The organism is Shewanella sp. BJSY2023SW005 (assembly GCF_047314585.1).
In the GTDB taxonomy this organism is placed as follows: domain Bacteria; phylum Pseudomonadota; class Gammaproteobacteria; order Enterobacterales; family Shewanellaceae; genus Shewanella; species Shewanella algae.
The window spans coordinates 75767-99895 of record NZ_JBKORJ010000017.1; the positions used below are offsets into that span (position 1 = coordinate 75767).

17 protein-coding genes and 1 pseudogene are annotated in these 24129 nt (G+C 53.3%); 8 read left to right on the forward strand and 10 right to left on the reverse strand.

Annotation, left to right across the window (positions count from 1 at the left end):
* Positions 1 to 108 precede the first annotated feature (108 nt).
* Entirely contained in the window at positions 109 to 3582 is a 3474-nt protein-coding gene (dnaE, locus tag ACMHXI_RS03475) for a DNA polymerase III subunit alpha (RefSeq protein ID WP_342188385.1), read from the forward strand.
* Positions 3582 to 5192: a tRNA lysidine(34) synthetase TilS gene (tilS, locus tag ACMHXI_RS03480; protein WP_342188383.1), complete on the forward strand. Its 1611-nt coding sequence runs from the start codon at positions 3582 to 3584 to the stop codon at positions 5190 to 5192. The genes dnaE and tilS overlap by 1 nt, the downstream gene beginning before the upstream one ends.
* A gap of 186 nt (positions 5193 to 5378) precedes the next feature.
* Here tilS and ACMHXI_RS03485 read toward each other — a convergent pair.
* The 5 genes and pseudogenes from ACMHXI_RS03485 to ACMHXI_RS03505 form a co-directional block, all read right to left on the reverse strand.
* Positions 5379 to 5619, reverse strand: a pseudogene (locus ACMHXI_RS03485) (alpha-amylase family glycosyl hydrolase); the annotation flags it as partial.
* Positions 5620 to 6186: 567 nt separating this feature from the next.
* Positions 6187 to 6639 (reverse strand): DUF6678 family protein, encoded by a 453-nt coding sequence (locus ACMHXI_RS03490; protein ID WP_208184944.1) that lies wholly within the window; start codon positions 6637 to 6639, stop codon positions 6187 to 6189.
* Positions 6640 to 6717: 78 nt separating this feature from the next.
* Entirely contained in the window at positions 6718 to 7632 is a 915-nt protein-coding gene (locus ACMHXI_RS03495) for a DUF4238 domain-containing protein (RefSeq protein ID WP_071237083.1), read from the reverse strand.
* Between the two features lie 333 nt (positions 7633 to 7965).
* A complete protein-coding gene (locus tag ACMHXI_RS03500; RefSeq protein WP_413734017.1) occupies positions 7966 to 8280 on the reverse strand; it encodes a hypothetical protein in 315 nt (104 codons plus the stop codon).
* A 2250-nt stretch (positions 8281 to 10530) separates the two neighbouring features.
* A complete protein-coding gene (locus tag ACMHXI_RS03505; RefSeq protein ID WP_306440256.1) occupies positions 10531 to 11418 on the reverse strand; it encodes a GGDEF domain-containing protein in 888 nt (295 codons plus the stop codon).
* Between the two features lie 188 nt (positions 11419 to 11606).
* Between ACMHXI_RS03505 and ACMHXI_RS03510 the strand changes: the two genes are divergently transcribed.
* A complete protein-coding gene (locus tag ACMHXI_RS03510) occupies positions 11607 to 13553 on the forward strand; it encodes a monovalent cation:proton antiporter-2 (CPA2) family protein (RefSeq protein ID WP_208149835.1) in 1947 nt (648 codons plus the stop codon).
* 158 nt (positions 13554 to 13711) lie between these two features.
* Complete coding sequence (locus ACMHXI_RS03515) at positions 13712 to 14650, forward strand: hypothetical protein (protein WP_413734019.1); 939 nt, start codon at positions 13712 to 13714, stop codon at positions 14648 to 14650.
* Positions 14651 to 14657: 7 nt separating this feature from the next.
* Here the strand turns inward: ACMHXI_RS03515 and ACMHXI_RS03520 are convergent, their stop codons facing one another.
* From ACMHXI_RS03520 to xseB, 4 genes are all read right to left on the reverse strand, one after another.
* Entirely contained in the window at positions 14658 to 15782 is a 1125-nt protein-coding gene (locus ACMHXI_RS03520) for a patatin-like phospholipase family protein (protein ID WP_025012018.1), read from the reverse strand.
* A gap of 162 nt (positions 15783 to 15944) precedes the next feature.
* The gene (gene dxs / locus ACMHXI_RS03525) at positions 15945 to 17810 is read right to left on the reverse strand and encodes a 1-deoxy-D-xylulose-5-phosphate synthase (RefSeq protein ID WP_413734022.1); all 1866 of its coding nucleotides are present in this window, start codon (positions 17808 to 17810) and stop codon (positions 15945 to 15947) included.
* A gap of 21 nt (positions 17811 to 17831) precedes the next feature.
* The gene (gene ispA, locus ACMHXI_RS03530) at positions 17832 to 18713 is read right to left on the reverse strand and encodes a (2E,6E)-farnesyl diphosphate synthase (protein WP_025887264.1); all 882 of its coding nucleotides are present in this window, start codon (positions 18711 to 18713) and stop codon (positions 17832 to 17834) included.
* Positions 18714 to 18953 carry an exodeoxyribonuclease VII small subunit gene (gene xseB / locus ACMHXI_RS03535; protein ID WP_025012016.1) on the reverse strand — a complete coding sequence of 80 codons (240 nt, stop codon included), beginning with the start codon at positions 18951 to 18953 and terminating at the stop codon, positions 18714 to 18716.
* A gap of 394 nt (positions 18954 to 19347) precedes the next feature.
* On the opposite strand from xseB, the gene pomA reads away from it, so the two are divergent.
* The 3 genes from pomA to thiI all read left to right on the forward strand — a co-directional run bounded on the left by pomA (position 19348) and on the right by thiI (position 22671).
* Positions 19348 to 20115, forward strand: coding sequence for a flagellar motor protein PomA (pomA, locus tag ACMHXI_RS03540; RefSeq protein WP_025012015.1), 768 nt, complete (start codon positions 19348 to 19350; stop codon positions 20113 to 20115).
* Positions 20116 to 20119: 4 nt separating this feature from the next.
* The gene (locus ACMHXI_RS03545) at positions 20120 to 21055 is read left to right on the forward strand and encodes a flagellar motor protein MotB (RefSeq protein ID WP_025887266.1); all 936 of its coding nucleotides are present in this window, start codon (positions 20120 to 20122) and stop codon (positions 21053 to 21055) included.
* Between the two features lie 161 nt (positions 21056 to 21216).
* Positions 21217 to 22671, forward strand: coding sequence for a tRNA uracil 4-sulfurtransferase ThiI (gene thiI, locus ACMHXI_RS03550; protein ID WP_025887267.1), 1455 nt, complete (start codon positions 21217 to 21219; stop codon positions 22669 to 22671).
* Between the two features lie 67 nt (positions 22672 to 22738).
* On the opposite strand, the gene ACMHXI_RS03555 is transcribed toward thiI, so the two are convergent.
* Entirely contained in the window at positions 22739 to 23017 is a 279-nt protein-coding gene (locus ACMHXI_RS03555; protein ID WP_025887268.1) for a hypothetical protein, read from the reverse strand.
* A 185-nt stretch (positions 23018 to 23202) separates the two neighbouring features.
* On the opposite strand from ACMHXI_RS03555, the gene ACMHXI_RS03560 reads away from it, so the two are divergent.
* Complete coding sequence (locus tag ACMHXI_RS03560; protein ID WP_025887269.1) at positions 23203 to 24114, forward strand: transcriptional regulator GcvA; 912 nt, start codon at positions 23203 to 23205, stop codon at positions 24112 to 24114.
* Positions 24115 to 24129: the final 15 nt, after the last annotated feature.

The window sequence follows — 24129 nt, forward strand, 5'->3', positions numbered from 1 at the left end:
TTTGGCGTGATTTTGCCGACAAGGCGGCCGGTTTTAACTTTGGTGAACCTCTTCCGGCGTGTTATCTTTCCCTATTGATTTTCAGCCAGTCAGAGCAATCGGATTTTCATGTCACAGCCCCGTTTCGTCCATCTACGTGTTCACTCAGACTTTTCCATGACCGATGGTCTGGCCAAGGTCAAGCCCATTCTGGCCAAGGTGGCCGATGAGGGCATGGCGGCAGTGGCGCTGACGGATCAGAACAACCTCTGTGGTCTGGTGAAATTCTACAGTGGCTGTCATGGCGCCGGGATAAAACCCATCATAGGGGCCGACTTCTGGATGTTGGTGCCCGGCTTTGAAGATGAGTTCTGCGCGCTTACTGTGCTGGCCATGGATAACGACGGCTACCAGAACCTGACTCAGCTGATCTCCAAGGCCTATCTGCGCGGTCAGGTGCGTGACCGGGTCGCTATCGATCAGGAGTGGCTGCTGGAGCACGGCGCCGGTATTTTGCTGCTCTCCGGCGCAAGGGAAGGGGACCTGGGCAAGGCACTACTCAAGGGCAACCTGAACCAGGCCCAGGAACTGACCGATTTCTACAAGCAGCACTTCAACGACCGTTACTTTATTGAACTGATCCGTACCGGGCGCCCGGATGAGGAGCGCTACCTGCATATGGCGGTGGAACATGCCGCCAACACAGGCCTGCCTGTGGTTGCCACCAACCAGGTGGTGTTCATGACCCCGGAAGAGTTCGAGGCCCATGAAATCCGGGTGGCTATCCACGATGGCTACACTCTGGCTGACCCCCGTAGACCCAAGAAATACAGCGAGCAGCAGTATCTCAAGACAGAAACTGAGATGTGCGAGCTGTTTGCCGACATTCCGGAAGCGCTGCAAAACACGGTGGAGATAGCCAAGCGCTGTAACGTTACCGTGCGGCTTGGCGAGTACTTCCTGCCCAACTTCCCCACGGGTGAGCTGTCCACCGCGGACTATCTGGTGATGCGCTCCAAAGAGGGGCTGGAAGAGCGTCTCGAGTTCCTGTTTCCGGACCCACAGGTGCGGGCGGAAAAGCGCGGCGAGTATGACGAGCGTCTGGATATTGAGCTCAAGGTAATCAACCAGATGGGCTTCCCCGGCTACTTCCTTATCGTGATGGAGTTTATCCAGTGGGGTAAGGACAACGGCATTCCCGTGGGCCCTGGGCGGGGGTCGGGTGCCGGCTCCCTGGTGGCCTATGCGCTTAAGATCACTGACTTGGACCCGCTGGAATTTGACCTGCTGTTCGAACGTTTTCTTAACCCCGAGCGGGTGTCGATGCCCGACTTCGACGTCGACTTCTGTATGGACAGGCGCGACGAGGTTATCGATCACGTGGCCGAACTCTATGGCCGGGATGCGGTATCGCAGATCATTACCTTCGGTACCATGGCCGCCAAGGCGGTAGTGCGTGATGTGGGCCGGGTGCTGGGTCACCCCTATGGTTTTGTCGACAGAATTTCCAAGATGATCCCGGCCGAGCCCGGGATGACGCTGGCCAAGGCTTTCGAGGCCGAGCCTGCGCTGCCCGAAGCCTATGAGGCCGATGAGGATGTCAAAGACCTTATCGACATGTGCCGCAAGCTTGAGGGGGTGACCCGTAACGCGGGTAAGCACGCAGGGGGCGTGGTGATTGCGCCGACCAAGATCACCGACTTCTCGCCGCTTTACTGCGACGCCGAAGGGAAAAACCCGGTGACCCAGTTCGACAAGAATGACGTGGAAACCGCCGGTCTGGTGAAGTTTGACTTCCTGGGTCTCAGGACCCTGACCATTATCGACTGGGCGCTGGGGATGATTAACCCAAGGCTCGCCAAGCTCGGCAAGCCGCCGGTCGATATTGCCGCCATTCCGCTGGACGATGCCAAGTCCTTCGGGGTTCTGAAACGCTACGAAACCACGGCGGTATTCCAGCTGGAATCCCGCGGCATGAAAGATCTTATCAAGCGTCTGCAGCCCGACTGCTTTGAAGATATGATCGCTCTGGTGGCCCTGTTCCGCCCAGGTCCGTTGCAGTCGGGGATGGTAGATAACTTTATCGAGCGTAAGCATGGCCACGAGGCTATCTCCTACCCGGATGAGAAGTGGCAACACGAGAGCCTTAAACCGATTTTGGATCCTACCTACGGCATCATCCTCTATCAGGAACAGGTGATGCAGATTGCCCAGACGCTGGCGGGCTATACCCTGGGCGGCGCGGACATGCTGCGCCGGGCCATGGGTAAGAAAAAGCCGGAAGAGATGGCCAAGCAGCGTGCCGGTTTTGAAGCCGGGGCGATAAAAAACGGCGTCGACGGCGAACTGGCAATGAAGATCTTCGATCTGGTGGAGAAATTCGCCGGTTACGGCTTCAACAAATCGCACTCGGCCGCCTATGCACTGGTGTCTTATCAGACCCTCTGGCTCAAGACCCACTATCCGTCTGAATTTATGGCGGCGGTAATGTCCGCCGATATGGACAACACAGACAAGATAGTGACCCTGGTGGATGAGTGTGAGCGCATGGGACTCAAGCTTATTCCGCCGGATGTCAACAAGGGCCTGTTCAAGTTTACCGTCGATGAAGAACTCAATATCGTCTACGGTATAGGCGCCATCAAGGGGGTGGGCGAGGGGCCGGTCGAATCGATTCTGGAAGCTCGCAAGGGGGGGCCGTTCAAAGACTTGTTCGACTTCTGCGCCCGGGTGGATTTGAAAAAACTCAACCGCCGGGTGATTGAGAAGCTGATCAATGCCGGTGCCATGGACAATCTGGGGCCGCACCGGGCCTCCATGATGGCTACCTTGCCGGAGGCGATACGCGCCGCCGATCAGCACGCCAAGGCCGAAGCCATAGGCCAGTGCGACATGTTCGGTCTACTCAACGACGACCCCCAGGACAGCAAACAACAGTTTGTTGACTGCCCGCGTTGGCCGGACAAGGTCTGGTTGGAAGGGGAGCGTGAGACTCTGGGGCTTTACCTCACAGGTCACCCCATCAACCAATATCTCAAAGAGCTCAGGCACTACACCTCCGGGCGGCTCAAGGATATTCACCCCACAGACAGGGGCAAGACGGTCAAGGCCGCCGGATTGGTGGTCGCCACCCGGGTGATGCTGACCAAGCGAGGCTCCAAGATGGGGCTGCTGACGCTGGACGATAAGAGTGCCCGTCTGGAAGTGATGCTGTTTACCGAGTCCTTCGAGAAATTCAATCACCTGCTGGAGAAAGACAGGATCCTCATCTGTGAAGGTGAAGTGAGCTTCGATGACTTCTCCGGCGGCAACCGGATGACGGCGCGCAACATTATAGATATGGGCGAAGCCCGCAGCCACTTTGCGGCGGCGGTGGAGCTGGATCTCGACGCGGCAATATTGAGCCTGGAATGGCTGACACAGTTTTATGAGACCCTCTCACCCTGGCGCGGCGGCTCTGTGCCTGTGGCGATCAACTATCGTCAGGCCCTGGCCAAGGGGCAGTTTCGTTTGAGTGACGACTGGCGGGTGAACCCCAGTGATGAACTCATGATGGCACTGGAAGCCATGCTCGGCACAGATAAGGTCAGGATCCTCTTTTAATGTCCCACACTCTGGTCGATACCCTGGTACTCAAGTTAACGGCGCTGCTGGATCAAATCGGCGCCACGGCTGACAACCACCTCTGGCTGGGTTACAGCGGCGGTATGGACTCAGAGCTGCTGGCCTATACCTTGGCGCGCTTTCGCGAGACTCATCCCAATACGCCTTATCAAATCTCCCTGGTGCACGTACACCATGGCCTCAGCCGCAATGCCGATGCCTGGGCGGCTCATTGTCGCCAAAGAGCCGAGCATTATGGCCTGAATTTTGTTCTTCGGAAGGTGCAACTTGAGCTCGGTTCGCGCGTCAGTATCGAGGCTGAGGCGCGGCGTGCCCGCTATCAGGCGATTGCCGAGCTGCTCAATCCCGGCGATATTCTGCTGACTGCCCATCATCAGGACGATCAGTTGGAGACGCTGCTGCTGGCACTCAAGCGCGGTCAGGGCCCCAAGGGACTGGCGGCCATGGGGCAAGCCCAGCACTTGGCTCTGATATCTAAGGCAGAAAGTTCCTTGGCTCAGACATCCAAGGCAGAAGGTGCACCATGCTGGCAATTACGGCCCATGCTGGACAGCAGCCGGGCTCAGATAGAGCAGGCGGTGGCAAGCCTCGAGCTGCCCTATATCAATGATGAGAGTAATCAGGACACCCAGTATGACCGCAACTTCCTGCGCGCCGAGGTGATCCCTGTACTCAAGCAGCGCTGGCCTTCGATTGCCACTACTGCCTCACGCAGCGCCGCGCTGTGCGCCGAACAGCAGTTGCTGCTCGATGAAGTCAGCGCCGAAAAGTTACAGCCCTTGCTCGGCCGTTGCCGCTTCAGCGGCGTTCGGGTACTGGATAGCGCCGGGCTCAAAGTGCTGTCACCCCAGTGGCAGGCGCAGTTGCTGCGGCAGTTTATTCAGATGCAGCGCTTGCCCTTACCGGCACAGGTGCAGTTGCAGCAAGCCTTGGCGCAGCTACTCGATGCCAGGGAGGATGCTCAGCTTGAGCTTAGCTTTAAGGGATTGCTCCTCAAGCGTTATGGGCAACAGATCTATGCCATGGCGCCTCTGCCGGGGGCAGCATTCCAGCTGCTTGATGGGGTAGGTTCGGTTGAAGATGTGGCAGCAAAAAACTCGAAACTGACTCTGAGCCAAAAGCAGCTGCAAGCATTGAGCCAAGGGCAGAGTCTGAGTGTTGGGCTCACCTCCCCCTGGCAGCGCCTGGAGCTGACATTGGCTGACTCAGGGCCCAGGGTGGCGCTGGCTCAGGTCATGGCTCCACAACTGGCTCCTCTAATGGCTTCACTATCGGCACCGCTACTGACGTCACTATCGGCGTCACTAGGTGCAAAAGTTCAGCCATCAGATACCGCTGCAGCACCTGAACTGGTCATGGGGCTCAAGGGCAGTTACCGCTGTCAGCCTCACAATAGAGACAAGGGGCGGGAGCTCAAGAAACTCTGGCATGAACTTGGAGTGCCACCCTGGCTTAGAGACAGAGTGCCGCTGCTGATGCAAAATGGCCGACTGCTGGCGCTGGCCGGTGGTTTTGTCGAGCGTAGCGCACTGGCATTTGGCTCTGAACCCGGAATCGTGTTGAAGCTGGTTGCTGAAGCAACCTCTTAGTGCCAATAGTTTGGGCACAGTGGCTCGGGAGGCGTTCTTGCTAATCGCTATTCAGCGTATGCAACAGTATTCTCTCATCGTCTGAGAGACTATCGCCCTTGAGGAACTTTGCCGCCACAGGATTGCCACTAAAGAGCAATGTCCAACGCTCAATGACTTCAAATGGTGTCAACGCTTGTTGCGTAGCAAGGTCGATTTTGAGCACCAAATGGTAGTGATTACTCATGACCGCATAAGCGCAAACGTCGATGCAGAATATTGACGACAACTGCCTGGTTTTATCCACTATCCAGCCACGTCTATGTTCGTAACTGCGCCCCGATAGTGAATCTTCACCACACAAAAATGCCCTTCGGACGCAACGGTTAATTACGTGGTAAAAGGGCGTACTTTCAGCATCTATCAACTGACGACGGGCGGTGGTCATAACCAACCTCGACTGAGCTTTGATGGGTATTTCAAAGCCTAGTCAAGGCTTTGCGAAACATCAAAAAGATATGGCTGTCCTGTCTTTTTCCTTACGCCTTAATCACTAAACAAACTGCAAACCAAAAATGCCACGCGTGCCAAGTCCCGCTTGAACGCTTGTTATATAGCTCGCCTTTCAGCTTCAATTTACCACCTAAGAAAAGCCGAACAAGTAGTGAATGTTGCCGCAAGCAAATTACCTGAAGTGGTTCACGAACTTGGACAGACAAAACGTCCAGCGCTCGTGGATTCAAATCGACCAGCGACAAAGATCGCTTTTACGTAGAGAAACCTAACGAACGGAACCGACATTGCACACAGAAGTTTCGATAACATAATGCTTGCCACACCTTGTGCCAACCGAACCGTCCACGCGCCGTTGGCCAAAGACAACTGGATATAAACACCAAATTTATAAAGCTATATAACGCCGCGAACAGCCGCTGGCAAAATTGGCGCTTGTTTTGCCAACGGCAAAACGAGTGACAGTTTTGACAGTCGGTTGCTGCGCCTTGTTATGCACGTGTTATTTGTAACCATACAAGCGCAAATAATCTTTATTTATTTCCATCTCAAATTGACCTATTTCTGAAATAAGCTTATGTATTTGAGAAATGTTTTGGGCTACTTTTTTGGTGCCAGACTTTAAGTTATTTGTATTTACAAGAATATTTGCTAGCACTGGAAATTCCAGCCACTCAATTTCCTTGTAATCATAATACCCTTTAGGGTATCCACTTATCATACCTTCCATACTATGATCATAATAATCGAAACAATATCCAGCATGGTCTAGATACATATTCCTTAGTTCATCATCCCAGACCAGTTTAACTTTACATTCTTTGATAACTTCTTCTTTATGGGAAAGCGCTTTCATTACCTTTACCCACTTTTTATCATTCATTAAGAATGACTTGAAACGGTCTTGAATAATCCGATCTGTTTTTTGCCTAGCGTAATCTAGTGGATGCTTCATGACTCTCTCAGTGCATAACGCTTTGCTCACCGGAAAATTAGGAGCGTAGCGAGTAATTTTTCCGTGTGCAGCAACTTGTTAAGCAGCGCCGGCACGTTGACTATTTTGATAAAACGGCTCCAGTTCATTTGGTTGCCAAGAGGGGTATTCTATTTCATCGGTATAGCTCATAATTTTGCGAATGCTCTCAAATGCGATTTCAAAATCGACACCATCTACTGTGTGCAGAGAAAATGGAGGCTGGGGATAAACACCTAAAACGTCACCATACATTTTTTCAGCTATAACTCCATCGTCCTTAGGTGAAATAATTAGGGACTCACCCGCCGATCTTGCTAGATGAAAGTTAAACATATGAGCTCCTCCTTTCGCTAATTGATACCCACAGGTTTCGTTGGGCTTGTTGACGAATGCATTCCAGTCGCTTGGCATAGAACACGCAACAAAGCACAACTTAGGAGTTAAGGGGTAAAATAAGCATGTATCGGGTAACTCAATAAACCCAGTTTGCAGAATTGGATTATCACTTCTTACAAAAAAATCGTCCTCATGCGCCAGAAGTAAACACCAATCTCTATTCGCTACATAGCTGAGATCTAAGCAGTCCTTGCAGCCGACGCGACAATGCTTTGGCTCTTCAGTAATTCCAAAAATTTCACGTGCTTTATTCTCATACCTCATATAGGTTGGCGTACGAACCAATTGAGATAACATAAACTGAGACCATACAATACGCTCATCTTCAGATAGCTCATTGAAGCTGACTATTTTTTCGTATATAGGGCTAGCTAAAGTTTCAAGCTCTTGGTCCAATGACCTTTCAACTGCCCATGAATAAAGGCCACGCTTTCTTCCCCATTGTTTCCAACCCTTAGAAGATTTCTTAACCTCACCACTATATGAACAATTAAAATACGATGTGTAGCCCTTACTATCAGCCCACGCCTTATTCGCAAATTTCGGTGAGTAATGTGATAAAGGTGGTTTAGCCAAGTATTCACTCCATTTTTTCTTTAGCTGCTTAACGCCGCATTAAGGTGTGAGCAGCGCTTGGCTATACTTGAGCGAAGCGAAACTGCCAAGCGTTGCGAATCACTCTTAAATGCTTTGTTAGCTTTATCTGTTTCCTTTGTACTTTACTTCGTCGCCATAAATTCCAATATCTTTACGCATTTCTGATAGGAAAACTAACGCTTTATCTCTAAATAAATAAAATGAGTAATCGCCATTTTCTAGCGAATCATAGAAATAGTCGACCATATCATTAAATGCTTGAAATACAGGTTGTGGTGCAAACAAAGCGAGTTGAGCTGTTATATGTAACCGCTAGCGGTCAAATTCATGTACGTGATCTTTGGTTAAACCTTGCTTCGCAATTAGCGCAACCATCTCAATCAACGGATTTGAAACCACTTTATACAAGTCTAATTTTTGCTGGTAATTTAGGCTATCTTTGTGAATCAAAGAGTCTAACTGAGCCTTATACTGAGACAGCTCTTTATCATGTTGTTGTTTTTCATTTTGGAGAATGCGTTTTGCCCATACTTTGCCAAGAAAACTAGATAGAGCAAAAATAATAGCAGCGCCTCCACCTACCGATAGCAGTATCGCTTGTGCGACTTCAAATGCTGATGTATTCAATGAATTCTCCTTGTAAAGCTAACAGCTGTATAGTGCGCATGCGCGTTTTAGTCCTCGGAGGAGTGTAAACGCGCATCGCTATCTGTTTGTATTCGCTGGATATAATACCATTTAGTCCAAATATCCCTTGCAGCTAAACGCGCATGCGCGGTTTCCAAACCTATTATCTACCAGCTGTATTTTTTAACGTTATGAATTTAATAGTATTTTCTAAAATGTTACAGAAATAACGCGCAAACTTAGCTGCAAATTTCCGGCATTTTTCCTAGAACGTCAATAATACTGTATAGAAAATCAGTTCTTAGGCACTTACCATGAGCGCTTCAAGCCCTGCAAATAAGGGCCTTAAAATCAAGGGCCCTAAAACCCAGGTCTTACAAAAAACGTTAAGTAAAGCCATGGCTACCGCACGGGTCCAAACTCTGTTCGTCCCCGCATTCCGCTGAAAACGGAAAAGTGTTGCTTTCGGCCTTAAGCTTAAGAAAGTGCTAAAGCTAAGCGTTTGAATTAGTTATACAATAGCTAGCATTGAATGTGAAAACAATTAGCCAAAGGTCAAGTTTTGACAAATGCAACAAAACCCTGATTTGGTTTGTTTTTGAAGCAGAATTGACTGAGTGTTTGCATTCTTCCCTGTTTTTGACGGTCACAGTCCCACCAGAACTAGAACCAGAGCCTGGAAATTAGGTGTATGTCTGCAAGCACTTCAGGTGTTTCAGGTTACTCCGTACTAACAGAATTGCACGAATTCCGCCTCGGTGTTGCTGACAACCGTTGGCGAAAATAACGTGGTTAAGCCGCGGTCAATCACCTGCGGTGCGCCTTTCGCACAGGCGATCCAGTGACACGGCGTGAATACGTCCATGTAGCCTCGACGAAAACGTCCCTGTTTTCGACGGTCACAGTTTCGCCTGTGCCTGGAATATGGGCGTATTTCTGTGGGCATATAGGTAGCTTCAAACAAGTTAGTTCTCACAGAATTGCACCAGTCCCCCCCTCGGTGTCGCCGAAAGCCGTTGGCGCAAATAACGTGGCTGAGGCATGGCCGTTCACGGGCGTCCTGCCCTTCACTGCATTGGGACTCCTGTCCGGCAGTTGCCCATTCTGCGCCAGTTAATCAGGGGCGAGTGTCGCTTAGCGACGAGCTAACGAGCGCGAGACAGGATGTTGAGCTGGGTCAGAGTCACATGGATGTGACTCGGAGCGTCTGAAGCGATAGTTATTTGTGCCATAAGGCCGAGGGGCTTTCGACAGTGTGTGGGGCGGCAAGGGAGATCCAAGAGGGGATTGCTGTTGATCCCTTCTTGGTTGGGTGTGGGGTGAAGCTCCACGACTTTAGGCCGCTGGCACAGCGGCTATTTATGGTTTTAAGCCAAAACTTACCAATGAACTTGATCCTAGCGGCTAGCTAAGTTGTAGCCAATCACCTGCGGTGCGCTCCCGCACAGGCGATCCTGTGACTCGCTGCGAGTACGTCCCTGTAAAGCTCTGCCTCGCCATCCCTGGCTCGGAAGGTCACAGTTCCGCCTGTGCCTGGAAATGAGGTGTATGTCTGCAGAACTCTCAAATGTTTCCAGCTACTCAGCGCTAACAGAATTGCACCAGCTCCCCTTCGGAGCCGCCGCTGGCGTTGTTGCAAATCGGCGTAGCCGAGACAGGGATGTCGAGGCTCGAAGGTCGAGCAAGGATGCGAGTCCTGAGTGTAGCCAATTTGCTTCATAAGCCAGTGGGGATTTCGGCTACGTCGGGGTGTCCTTGGGGATGCAAGGGGCTTTGGACAAGCAAAGCCCCTTGCCCGGTGTGGTGTGGAACACCACGACTTTGGGCCGCTGGCACAGCGGCTATCATGGCTTTAAGCCAAAACTCACCAATGAACTTGATCCTAGCGGCTAGCTAAGTTGTAGCCAATCACCTGCCGCAGGGATGGGCAGGAAGCCCGAATGCAGTGAAGAACAGGATGTTAGAGAACTGCCTTATGCACAGGCGATCCTGTGACTCGCTGCAAGCACTTCAGATGTTTCAAGCTACTCAGTGCTAACAGAATTGCACCAATCCCTCTCGATGTCGCCGACAGCCGTTGGTGCAAATAACGTGGCTAAGGGCGAATACACCTATGAGCACGAGCCCCAGATGGATTTGAGTGCCAAATCCGCGCGGTCGAAATGAAAACCAAGAGAGTCCTCTTGGTCTAGGGGCAATGCGCCGCGACTTACTAGTCTCAATCGCGGGCTAGTCAATCGCCGGCTCGTCTCAGTCGCGAGTCGCTATACAGTATCTGTTACGGCCGGCGGCCTTGGCGCGATAAAGTGCACGGTCGGCCTGTTCAAACAGTTGATCCTGATTTACTCCGGCGCTCCAGGCGGCTATGCCTATGCTGCAGGCGATGCCGTGGCGGTGAAACAGGGTTTCGTTGGCGAGCATTTCGAGCAGGCGCTCGCTCATGCGCACCGCCGACTCCAGATTGCCTTCCACCAATACCACAAACTCGTCGCCACCTATGCGAAAAGCCTGGTCGGCATTGCGGATGCCACACTTAAGCAGCTTGCCGAACTGAGTCAGCACTCTGTCACCAAACTTGTGGCCGAGACTGTCGTTGAGCTGCTTGAAATTATCCAGATCAAGCACCACCAGAGATATCGGGCTGTGAGCCCGTCCGGCTCTGGCGAGCGAGGTACGGATACACTGACCGAAATAGTGGCGGTTGCCAAGCTCGGTCAGGGAATCAAACATCGCCTGCTCCGACATCTGCGAATAGGCGATGGCGTTGAACAGCGGCTGTGACAGCAGGGCTTCTATCTGTTCAAGCTCTGCCTGCTCCACCGGGCTCAACACTCTTTGCAACCGGTAGCGCAGCTTGGCGGTGCCCAGTTTACTGACCAGTTCTCTGCTCACCGTACTTTGAGAAGTACGCCCCCAGTGAAATTGATGTCCTTTCAGTCGCAGCTGTACTCCCTGTACCGGCAAATATTGTTGCAGCAGTTTGCCATAGCAGGCAAATACTGTCCGGGGATCGAGACTCGCATGCAACCGCTGAACCGCCTGCAGCAGATCCATCTTGGGACGGATAGCCTGAGGTTGATCAGACAGATACTGATAGTCTTCAGGGTAAAACTCTGTTGCCAGACCAAAGTCCATCATAAATACTCCAATAAGGCAGAACCTTTCACGACTGTTACAATGCAAAATGCGTGCCTGATAGGCTTTTGTCTGATTTGTATATAGATCTCATTGAGTTAAGCTTAGGAGTGTTACAGACAATGTTCATGTGACAAGTATTTGACGCCGACAAAATAATGAATTGAACCTTAGAGAGCAGGGGAGTGCGCATGGAACATGGATTCTTTATCCAGATCCTCTTGATGCTGGTTATTGCCATAGCGGCGATAGCCTTGCTCAGGCGTATAGGCTTGCCCGCTATTCTGGCCTACCTGCTGACGGGGGTTATCAGCGGTCCTTCCGGATTCAATTGGTTTTCGCAGCACCAGATGCAGTCGGTGGCCGAACTTGGGGTGGTGCTACTCATGTTTACCCTGGGACTGGAGTTTTCTGTACCCAGGCTCTGGGCCATGCGCCGCACTGTATTTGGCCTCGGCAGTGCTCAGGTGGTATTGACCACCTTGCTGGCCATGGGGGCCGGATTACTCTTTATCAGCGACGTGACTCAGGCGCTGGTGATAGGTTCAGTGACAGCCTTGTCTTCCACCGCCATAGTGCTGAAACTGCTCAACGACAAGGGCTGGCTCAAGCGCCGCCATGGCGAACTGTCGGTCAGTGTGTTGCTGTTCCAGGACCTGGCCGTGGTGCCCTTGCTTATTCTGCTGCCTTTGCTTGCCGATGGCAGCGAGCCTTTGACTGCCCTGCAGCTTGGGGCAGCTCTGGGGAAAGGGATCCTGGCCTTTATTGTGCTGATGGCTTTTGGTAAGTGGGCTCTGCCCAAATTGTTTGATGAAGTTGCCCGCTCCCGCTCCAACGAGCTGTTTGTGTTATCGACTCTGGTGGTGGCGCTCTTGACCGGCGCCTTTACCCAGTGGCTGGGGTTGTCCATGGCATTGGGGGCCTTTATGGCCGGGATGCTTCTGGGGGAGAGCCAGTACCGGCGCCAGTTGGAGGCGGATATTCGCCCGTTTCGGGATCTCTTGATGGGGCTGTTCTTTATCTCCATAGGTATGTTGCTCGACTTCAGTCTGGTGCTGGCCTATTGGTGGCAAATTTTACTGTTGCTGTTGGCGGTGATTATCGGCAAGACGGCGATAGTCTTTGCCCTGCTGAGGCTGGCTAAAGAGCCTTTCAGGGTGGCCATGTCCACCGGCCTCAGCTTGGCACAGGTGGGGGAGTTTTCATTCGTGGTGCTGGCCCTGGCGGTGAGTTATCACTTGTTGGCCCCCAGTGTCAGTAACACTTTGGTGATGGTTGCCGTACTGTCCATGGCACTGGCGCCGGCATTGGTGCGTCATAGCATAGACATAGCCAGGCTGCTGCAGGGCCTTAAACCCAGGCCGGAACCGGCAGAAAACCTGCCGCCTTTGGATCCCCAGCAAGATCTGGTTCTGCTGCTGGGTTATGGCCGGGTTGGGCAGACCATAGGGCGGTTTCTCAAGGCCGAAGCTATCCCTTTTATTGCCCTCGACCGGGATCCCTCCCGGGTTGCCGAGGCACGCCGGGCCGGAGAGCCTGTGTATTTCGGCGATGCTTGTAAACGCAGTTTGCTCAAACAAGCCAATGTGCGCCACGCCAAGAGTATAGTGCTGACCTTTTGCGAGCAGCCGCAGTTGGAAGAGGCCTTGGTACTGTGTCGGCAACTGGCGCCCGAGGCGCGGATTATGGTGCGAACCCGGGATGACAGCGAGCTTGAGCAACTGGAGCAGGCCGGTGCCAGTCAGGTTATTCCGGAAACTCTGGAAGGCAGCTTAATGCTGGTATCTCAGGTGTTGTATCAGTCAGGGGTACCCTTGTCGCGGATCCTCAAACGGCTGGAGTCGGAGCGGCGCAATCATTATCAGTATCTGCACGGTTTCTTTTCCGGTGAGGAAGCCGACTTCTCTCTCGAATTACTACATGCAGTGGCTTTGCCAAGAGGCGCCAGTGCCGTGGGGAAATTCAGTGCCGAGATCCCCTGGCAACAGCTCAGGGTGGAACTGAGAGCAGTGCGCCGCGGCGGCAGGGAGTACGAGCCGCCGGATGAAGATTGGCAGTTCCGCGCCGGTGATACCTTGCTTATTCGCGGCAAGCCCAGAAGGGTGGAGAAGGCCGAAGTTATTTTGCTTCAAGGCTGATTGCCCGGCCGCTGGCGTTGGTTTTATTTGCACGTTAAATGGGGTACTCTGCGACCTTTGTGGAGCTGAATGCCGGGAAGGACTGCTTGGCTGCATATGTTGCAGCGACTTTTCCAGAATAAGCGCAAACCCGAGTGACCTACAAGGAGTTGGCAACCGTGACCCATGACAGTAATGATGGCCTCGATATCTCGTTCGAGGAACTGTTTGAGATTTTGACTTCTACCCAGCAGCTGCTGTTTTGCCGTGATGGCGATGTGCCGCTGATCCTGCCGGTGAATATCGATGGCAATGAAGAGGCCAGTCATTGTTATGCCTACCTTCCCATGATGGATGAGCAGGAGGCGAGCCGGGTGCTTGCAGAGAATCTTAAACAACCGGCGGATTACTATCTCAAACCCATGCATTGGCAACGGCTTATTCTGACCGCTCATTTCAATGAGGTGCTGTTGCTGGAGCTGGCAGGCAAACTCGTGCTGCCGGTGGAAGATCAGCAAGCCTACCTGAGCTATATGGCGGGGCGCCTCAATGGTGAAGACTGCGTGCTGCGGGTCAACAATGTGGAAATCAGCCCTTGGCTCACCGGAGAGGCCGACGCCTGGGAGCTGGTGGAAGCACTGTTTGCCCGTTACGCCTCACTCAAGGGGATCTGGCTGGCCGACTGTCTGTGGCAACAGCCCGATGGCAAACCCGGTAAGCTGGTAGTTCTCGACGCCGAGCTGGCCAGCTACGAGATGTCGGCCGCCTTGCAGGATCAGGCCAAGGCGCTGGGCTATAAGCTTGTCCAACTGAGAGATTTGACCCTGGATTATCAGTTGGATGCGCTGACCATACTGCCGCCGCTGGTGAGCCGAAGTGAAACGGGGGAAGTGCGTCTCTATGTCGGTGACCCAAACCAGCCCTTTATTCAGTTTCAGCGCCACCACATAGTGCAAACCACAGTCGACAATCCGGAGAGCGATTCCCATGGTTTACAGCAGGGGGCTGAGAACATAGCAGTGACCGCCAATGAGCGGGAGCAAGGCTCCACACCAACCTTTGCCGTGACTCTGGTATCAGTGTTGCTGGTGGTGGCCCTACTCATCTTTTTCGCCTGACTCATGCTCAACTGATATCGAAAAAGGCTTTCAATTCATCAATCTGGCACATGGCATCCTGATATCCCAAATCTATCAGGGCGCCTGTGTAGGCGTTCTCAAACAGCAGATAAGACACAATACTGGTGTCCGACTGGCTGTCTATGCCAATCAAAGCCAGCAGTCGACGAATGGCGAAGGGCATCTCCTGATAGTAACGCTTGGCCAGCTCACTGAGATCTTCACTGGGTTTAATCACCAAGGTATCAATCGGCCTCAAATCCAACTGTTGGCGACTCTGTTCCGGCACCAGCGCCAGAGTGCTGTTGATGCGCCTGAGCCGCTCCAGATCTGAATTCAGGGTATCGGAAAAGATGGTATCCAGCAGATGACCGGCAATGGTGGCCGTCTTCGGATGATAATCCAGTTCAAGGGGCGTGTTCTTGTGTGGGCTGTCCAGGTTGATCACCATGATCCGCTTGGCGCCCAGATGTATCGGGCTGGACAGCGGCGCCAATTGATGCACCGAGCCATCGCCATAGTAAGACTGGGACAGCTTAATTGAGGGGAACACCAAAGGAATGGCGGAGCTGGCCATCAGGTGCTCTGTGTGCAGCCGGGTGCGCTCGCCGCTGCGTCTTGCCCTTTGCCAGTTCTCCAGCTCCTTGTGGGCCTGAAAGAAGGTCACGGAGCGCGAGCTGTTGTAGCAGGAGGTGTCAATGCTCAGTGCCATCAGGGAGCCGCCGCGGATGTTGCGATCGATTCGCTCGAAGTTAATCAGCTCATTGAGCAGTTGCCGCAAGGGTTCATTGTCCAGCAAACTGCCGGCGTCGGTATTGACCAGATCTCCCTGCATGCCACGAAGGGCCATCTTGGCCAGATGTGCCAGCACGCCGGTATTGGAGGCGCGGTAGACTTTCTCAGTGTGGATATTACGCCAGATCCATTCCAGCTTTCTCAGCCCAAGGTGAAAACAGGATGCATGGGTGGCGATGGCGGTACCATTGATGGCTCCGGCCGAAGTGCCGCAAACAATCTTGAATGGAATGGCGTGATTGCGGGGATAAAACTGCACCAATGCCTTGAGCACCCCAACCTGATAGGCCGCTCTGGCACCACCGCCCCCCAACACCAAAGCCCTGCTTTCCGGCACAGCGCCTCCTTTGCTAAAGCCCAGAACCATAAGAGAATGCCAAGATATAGTATTGTCGCCACTGCTTGGCTAGTTCAGTTTAACTCTAGCTGGCTTTCCTGTGGTCGGAGAAGCAAAAAACCGCCCTGAGGCGGTTTTTTTTAATGATAGCGGATGCTTATCTTATGCGAGCCGGTTTTGGATCTGCTCGAGAATACCACTGGCATCCAGCTTGAGCTCAGTCAGTATCTCTTCCGGTGAGCCGTGCTTGATAAATTCATCCGGCAGGCCAATTTGCAACACAGGCTTGCAGATCCCCTGGCTGGCCAGATACTCGAGCACGCCACTGCCGGCGCCGCCCATGATGGCGTTTTCTTCCACTGTTACCAGCAAGTCGTGATTGGCGGCCAGTTCCCTGATCAAATCTTCATCCAAGGGTTTGACAAAGCGCATATCGGCGACTGTGGCATCCAGGCTTTCGGCGGCTTTCAGGCTGGCAGCCAGGGTAGTGCCGAAGTTGAGAATGGCAATCTGTTTGCCCTGACGTCTGACAAGGCCTTTACCTATCGCCATGGCCGTCATCTCTTCAACCTGCTCGGCGCCGGTTGCACTGCCGCGAGGGTAGCGCACTGCGCTTGGGCCCTGGTCGTAGCAGTAGCCGGTGTAAAGCATCTGCCGACACTCGTTTTCATCGGATGGCGCCATTATCACCATGTTGGGTACGCAGCGCAGGTAGCTGAGATCGAAGGCACCCTGATGGGTAGGGCCATCGGCGCCCACAATGCCGCCACGGTCAATGGCAAACAGCACCGGCAGGCGCTGCAGTGCCACATCGTGGATCAACTGATCATAGCCGCGCTGCAGGAAGGTGGAGTAAATGGCCACTACCGGCTTATAGCCTTCACAGGCAAAGCCCGCGCCCAGAGTCACAGCATGTTGCTCGGCGATGGCGGCATCGAAGTATTGCTCGGGGAATTTCTGGGAGAACTCCACCATGCCTGAGCCTTCACGCATGGCCGGGGTGATCCCCAGTACCTTGTCATCCTTGGCGGCGATGTCGCACAGCCATTTGCCGAACACCTGGGAAAAACTGGGTTTTCCCGGCTTGGTGGCCGGCTTGCAAAACAGTGAAGGGTCAAACTTGGGCACCGCATGCCAGCCGATGGGATCTTTCTCTGCCGGCTCATAACCTTTGCCTTTCTTGGTCATGATATGCAGTACCTGCGGCCCCTTGAGGCTGCGCATGTTGCGCAGGGTCTCCACCAGAGCATCCACATCGTGGCCATCGATAGGGCCTATGTAGTTGAATCCCAGCTCTTCAAACAGGGTTCCCGGAACCACCATGCCTTTCAGGTGTTCCTCGGTGCGGCGCGCCATCTCTTTGATGACGGGCATGCCCTTGAGTACCTTCTTGCCGCCTTCACGTATTGTGGTGTAGAAGCGGCCGGACATCAGCTGTGCCAGGTGGTTGTTGAGGGCGCCGACGTTTTCCGAGATGGACATCTCGTTGTCGTTGAGCACCATCAGCATGTCTTTGTGCAGATCGCCGGCGTGGTTCATGGCTTCAAACACCATGCCGCCTGTCATGGCGCCATCGCCTATGACGGCCACCACTTTACGACCGGCTTGCTCTTTATCGGCAGCCACAGCCATTGCCAGTGCGGCCGAAATCGAGGTGCCTGAGTGACCAACACTGAAGGTGTCGTACTCACTCTCTTCCCGCCAGGGGAAAGGGTGCAGGCCGCCTTTTTGGCGTATGGTAGGCATGCGATCGCGACGACCGGTAAGAATCTTATGCGGGTAGGCCTGATGACCCACATCCCAGACCAGGCGGTCAAACGGAGTGTTGTAGACATAATGCAGCGCCACGGTCAGCTCTACAGTGCCTAACCCTGAAGCAAAGTGACCGCTCGACATGCCCACAGATTTTAATAAAAACTCCCTGAGCTCGTCGGCCAGCTGAGGAAGCAGGCTTTGTGGAAGCTGACGCAGCTCTTCCGGGGTATTGGCCTGTGCCAGCACAGGAAACTGAGTGATATCCAGACTCATAACGAGATACTTTGTCTCTTTTTATACTCTTCGCTCAACGATATAGCGGGCGAATTCGGCAATTAACTGGCTATTGTATGGCAATTTGGCCAGCGCTGATAGTGCATCTTCCAGCAGTTTTTGGGCTGTGGCCTTGGCGCCCTCCAGTCCCAACAGTTTAGGATAAGTACTCTTGTTGGCGTCGAGATCCGACCCCTGGGGCTTACCCAGCTCTTCTGTACTGCCGGTGATATCGAGAATGTCATCCTGTACCTGGAATGCCAGACCTATGGCATCGGCGTATTCCAGCAGGGCTTGCCTTTCATTATCATCGACATCGGCGGCAATTACCGCAAACTCGACGGCGCAGCGGATAAGGGCACCTGTCTTCAATCTGTGCAGGGCGGTGAGCTGCGCAAGGGAGATCTCTTTGTCTGTAGCATTGAGATCCTGGGCCTGGCCACCGCACATGCCGCGGTAGCCGGAGGCTTTGGCCAGCGCCTGCACCAGGCGCAGGTGTTGGCGGTCGCTGAGACCCTCAATATCGCTGCTGATAAGTTCAAAGGCCAAGGTCTGCAAGGCATCACCGGCAAGAATGGCGGTGGCTTCGTCAAAGGCGATATGCACGGTTGGCTGACCGCGGCGCAGAGCATCGTCGTCCATGGCCGGCAGATCGTCATGGATCAGCGAGTAAGCGTGAATACATTCTATGGCGGCGGCGCAATCATCGAGGCGCTCAAGGGGAACGCCGAGCATCTCGCCCACAGAGTAAACCAGAAACGGCCGAATACGTTTACCGCCCAGCAGGGCACCATGTCGCATGGCAGCCTTGAGTTTGGGCTCGGTATCATCCAGGGTGTCCAGAATGGTGCCAATCCTTTGATTGACTCTCTGCTGGTATTGGTTAATAGCTTGGGTTAACACTCACTCACCCTCGACATCAAATGGGCTCAATGGCGCCTGGGGATCCTGGGCCAGCAGTATGGCAACTTTCTGTTGCGCCTGTTCCAGTTTGGCCTGGCTGCTGCGCACCAGACCTATGCCACGCTCGAACTGTTTGAGAGCATCGTCCAGCGATACTTCACCGCGTTCCAGCTCGGCGACTATGCGTTCCAGTTCGTTGAGAGATTCTTCAAAGCTCAGATTTTCGGGTTTTTTGGCCACATCGGTTTCCTTGGTGCACCTTGGTTGCCGGCCCATTCCTGCGACCTGATTGTCACGGTGCAAAGGTATAAGGGGAGGGGATTGGCAGCAGGTGTCTTGGCGTTATGTTCAGCGTGACACAAGGTATATCAGGGCGCGATAAGGGTCAAATTGAAGCGCCCGTTATTTGCTCAACAGCACGCTTTGTCGCTGATTTTTTTTGGAGAAAATTAAAATCTTCCTAAACTTGCCTAAGCCCTGTCCGATAACTCAAAATAGAAACTGTTGAAAATTATCATATTCATCTCCTGCGAATAGCCAAGATCCTATATCACCCTTTGAGGCGGATCGGCTTGTATGGGATAGAGATCCCGGCCACACTGTGTCGGGTCTGCTTTAGAGGTGAGGAGCCACTGTGGATTTAGCAACCCTGATAGGACTGGTAGGTGCTTTTGCTTTTATTATCATGGCAATGGTCAGCAGTGGCGGCATTGCAATCTTTATTGATGTGCCTTCGGTATTGATTGTGATGGTAGGTTCGCTGTTTGTGGTGATGATGAAATTCAACCTCAAGCAGTTTTTGGGGGCGGTCAAGATTGCCGCCAAGGCGTTTATGTTCAAACTGGACAAACCCGAAGAGTTGATTGAACAGTCGGTCACCATGGCCGACGCCGCCCGCAAAGGGGGCTTCCTGGCGCTGGAAGAGGCGCAAATTTCCAACAGTTTTATGCAAAAAGCGGTCGACATGCTGGTGGACGGCCACGACGGCGATGTGGTGCGTGAAGCACTGGAGAAGGATATTCAGCTGACCGAAGAGCGCCACAAGGCGGGGATCAGTATCTTCAAGGCGCTGGGTGATGTGGCGCCGGCTATGGGCATGATAGGTACCCTGATTGGTCTGGTGGCCATGTTGTCCAACATGGATGACCCTAAATCCATCGGCCCGGCAATGGCGGTGGCCTTGCTGACCACCTTGTACGGTGCGGTTATTGCCAACATGGTGGCGATTCCGATTGCCGATAAGCTGGCGCTGCGGATGAACGAAGAGATGCTCAACCGCAACCTGATTATGGACGCTGTACTGGCCATTCAGGATGGCCAGAACCCCAGGGTGATTGAGGGCTTCCTCAAAAATTACCTGTCTGAGAAGCAGCGCAAAATAGATACAACGGACGGAGAGTAACACTATGGCCAAGCCCAAGTGTGATTGTCCGCCACCCGGCGCACCCATGTGGCTGGCAACCTTTGCCGACCTGATGTCGCTGCTGATGTGTTTCTTCGTGCTGCTGCTGGCCTTCTCCGAAATGGATGTCATGAAGTTCAAACAGATAGCCGGCTCGATGAAATACGCCTTCGGGGTGCAGAACAAGGTTGAAGTGAAAGACATTCCCAAAGGCACCTCAGTGATTGCGCTGGAGTTCCGCCCCGGACGCCCGGATCCCACCCCGATTGAAATAATCAACCAGCAAACCAACGAGATGACCCAGCAGATCCTCGAGTATCAGGAAGGGGATGACGACAGTGCCGGTGGCGTGCAGCAGCAAAGGGGCGAGCAGCGTGGCGGCGAGGCTTCGGCCACGGCGCAGGAGCAGGCCGAAGACAAGAAGACCCAGGAACAGCAGGCGGCTCAGGATCAGATTAACGAGCAGGTCAAGAAGATGGCCGAGGCGCTCAACAAAGAGATAGTGGACGGCGCTATTGAAATCGAGTCTCTGGGGCAGCAGATTATCATCCGTATTCGGGAGAAGGGCGCCTTTGCCTCAGGTTCGGGGTTCCTGCAACCCAGGTTCAAACCTGTGGTGCAGGCGGTTGGCGAGCTACTCAAAGATGTACCCGGGATCATCACAGTCTCCGGCCACACGGATGACATGCAGATAAGCAATGAGCTGTACAGCTCCAACTGGGACCTGTCCAGCCAGCGGGCGGTGGCAGTGGCCCACGAATTGGTCAAGGTGCCCGGCTTTGATGCCAGCAGAATGAAAGTGGTGGGCATGGCTTCCACTGCGCCTTTGGTGCCCAACGACTCGCCGGAGAATCGCGCCCGTAACCGCAGGGTGGAAATCTCCATTGAGCAGGGCAAGGCCAAAGAGTCTGATGAGATTGAAGTCGATCCCAATCTTTGATGGCGCAGTATCATCAGAATCAGAGCAGCCTGAAAACGGCTGCTTTTTTTATGCTTCTGCAATCCGGGCACGGCTTTGGAGTGGCAAATCTCTGTGCCAGTTAGCGGGTCTTTGTTATAATCCCACGATTGCTGTTTGAAATTTTTTTCCTCGGGATCCCCATGAAGTTTATCGTAAAGCTGTATCCAGAAATCATGATGAAGAGCAAACCGGTAAGAATGCGTTTTACCAAGATGCTCGAGTCCAATATCCGCAATGTACTCAAAAAAGTGGATGAAGACGCTGCCGTTACCCGCCAGTGGGATCGGATTATGGTGCAGGTTCCCAAAGACAAACCCCAGCTAAAACAAGTTTTTGCCGAGCGTCTGGCTTGTATTCCCGGGATTTCTACCATCAGCCAGGTCAATGAATACAGCTTTGAAACCGTTGATGATATCTACCAGCATGCGCTCAAGGTGTATGCCGACGAGCTGGCGGGTAAGACCTTCTGTGTCCGCGCCAAGCGCAGCGGCAAGCACGACTTCAGTTCGCAGGATGTGGAGCGTTACGTAGGTGGTGGCCTGAACCAGTTTACCGAAGCGGCCGGTGTGCGCCTCAAAGACCCGGATATGACCATTCATCTGGAGATCAACAACGACAAACTCTACCTGGTGGAGAAGAAGATCCCCGGACTTGGTGGATTTCCGATCGCGACCCAGGAAGATGTGCTGTCCTTGATCTCCGGCGGTTTTGATTCAGGGGTGTCCAGTTTCCAATTTATCAAAAAGGGTTCCCGTACCCACTACTGCTTCTTCAACCTGGGCGGTGCCCAGCACGAAATAGGGGTCAAGCAGGTGGCGCACCATTTGTGGAAGACCTATGGCGAGTCGCATAAAGTCAAGTTTGTGACCGTTCCCTTTGAGCCCGTAGTGGCCGAAATCCTCGAGCGTATAGACAATGGCTTGATGGGCGTCATACTCAAGCGGATGATGATGCGCGCCGCCGCCAGGGTGGCGGAACGTATGGGGGTTCAGGCACTGGTCACAGGTGAGAGCCTGGGACAGGTATCCAGCCAAACCTTGACCAACCTCAATGTGATTGACCGCTGTGTCGATACCCTGATCCTCAGACCTTTGATCACCATGGACAAGCAGGACATCATCAACGAGAGCCGCAAGATAGGTACGGAAGACTTTGCCAAGTCCATGCCTGAATACTGCGGCGTGATTTCACAAAAACCCACGGTCAAGGCGGTGTTGTCCAAGGTTGAAGCCGAGGAAACCAAGTTTTCCGAAGATCTGCTGGACCGGATCATCGCCGATGCCGTGGTCATGGATATTCGGGAGATAGCAACCGACATGGATACCAAAGTAACGGAAACCGAAACCGTCGCCAGTGTCGGTCAGGGGGAAGTGGTGCTGGATATCAGGGCGCCGGAAGAGGAAGAGAGCAAGCCGCTGCAACTGGAAGGTGTCGAGATAGTTCATATTCCTTTCTTCAAGTTGGCCAGCGCCTTTGCCGAGCTCGATAGCAGCAAGACCTATCTGCTCTATTGCGATCGCGGCGTTATGAGTAAACTGCAGGCGCTCTACCTTCAGGAGCAAGGGCACGGTAACGTCAAGGTTTACCGCCCCTGATAAACAAAAAGCCGCCTCTCTCGAAGCGGCTTTTTTGCTGCTGACGCTCAGCGAAATCCAATGGGACTCAGTTAAGCTGAACCTTTGATGGACTGGCTGCAGCGTCTTCGGCCAACAGCAGTGTCGGCTCGTCCAGCGCATGGGTTCTGAGCTCTTCGCTGTTGGCGGCAATGTTACGGCTCAGCTCCTGCTCAAGCAGTTTGAAGTCTATCTGCACCGCAGGGGCTTCGACAGCAACTCGTGGCAGAGGACGAGTTTGCGCCGGTGCAGAAAGACTTTCCGCAGCCACGGCGCTGGTGCTCATGCCAAACAGCAGGAGCACAAAAGCGGATTTAAAGTTCAACATGGGATGCCTCCGGGTGAGAACGGGCACTGAGTGCCAGTGTCAGACCTTCCCTTCGACTGCTCAGAGATTGTCTGAATATTCAACTTTTCGGCGCAAAATTTAACCAAAAGCGCTGGCTTTAACAAACGATAAAATGTAACAATCTGGATTAGAAAAACTAATTAAAAAATGAGAAGTGGATCACTATGTCAAAACGACTCCCTCCGCTGAATGCGGTCAAGGCGTTCGAGGCAGCAGCAAGGCATTTGAGCTTTACCCGCGCCGCCGAAGAACTGTTCGTTACCCAGGCCGCAGTGAGTCATCAGATCAAGGCGCTGGAAGACTTTCTGGGATTAAAATTATTTCGCCGAAAGAACCGCTCGCTGCTACTGACCGAAGAGGGGCAAAGCTACTTCCTCGATATCAAGGATATTTTTACCCAACTGTCGGATGCCACTGACCGGCTGCTGGCTCGTAGCGCCGTGGGTTCCTTGACCGTCAGCATGTCGCCCAGCTTTGCCATTCAGTGGCTGGTGCCGCGTCTGGCAAAATTCAGTGAGAAGAATCCCGATATCGATGTGCGGATCAAGGCGGTGGATGCCGAGTTCAGCGCCTTGTCCGACGATGTGGATGTGGCAATTTACTATGGTCAGGGTAACTGGCCCGGGCTCAGGGCCGACAAACTGCGCAACGAAGTGTTGATCCCCGTATGCTCGCCAATGCTGCTCAACGGCCCCAAGCCATTGGAAAAGCCTGCCGATCTTAAATATCATACCCTGCTGCACGATATGAGCCGTCATGATTGGCAGGCCTGGTTCCGCCAATGCGGCGTAACGGATGTCAATGTGAACCAGGGGCCGATATTCAGCCACTCATCTCTGGTACTGCAGGCCGCGGCCCATGGCCAGGGGGTTGCTCTGGGCTACAGCGTGCTCGCCCGCCCCGACATCAAGGCCGGGCGTTTGGTCTGTCCGTTCCAAGAGGTTCTGGTCAGCAAAGATGCCTATTATCTGGTGTGCCAGCAAAAGCATGCCGAGTTAGGTAAAATCATCGCGTTCCGCGAATGGATGCTGGATATGTTTGCTGAGGAGTCGCGTAGTGAATTGTTGCCGGGATAAGTCGGTAACACGCTT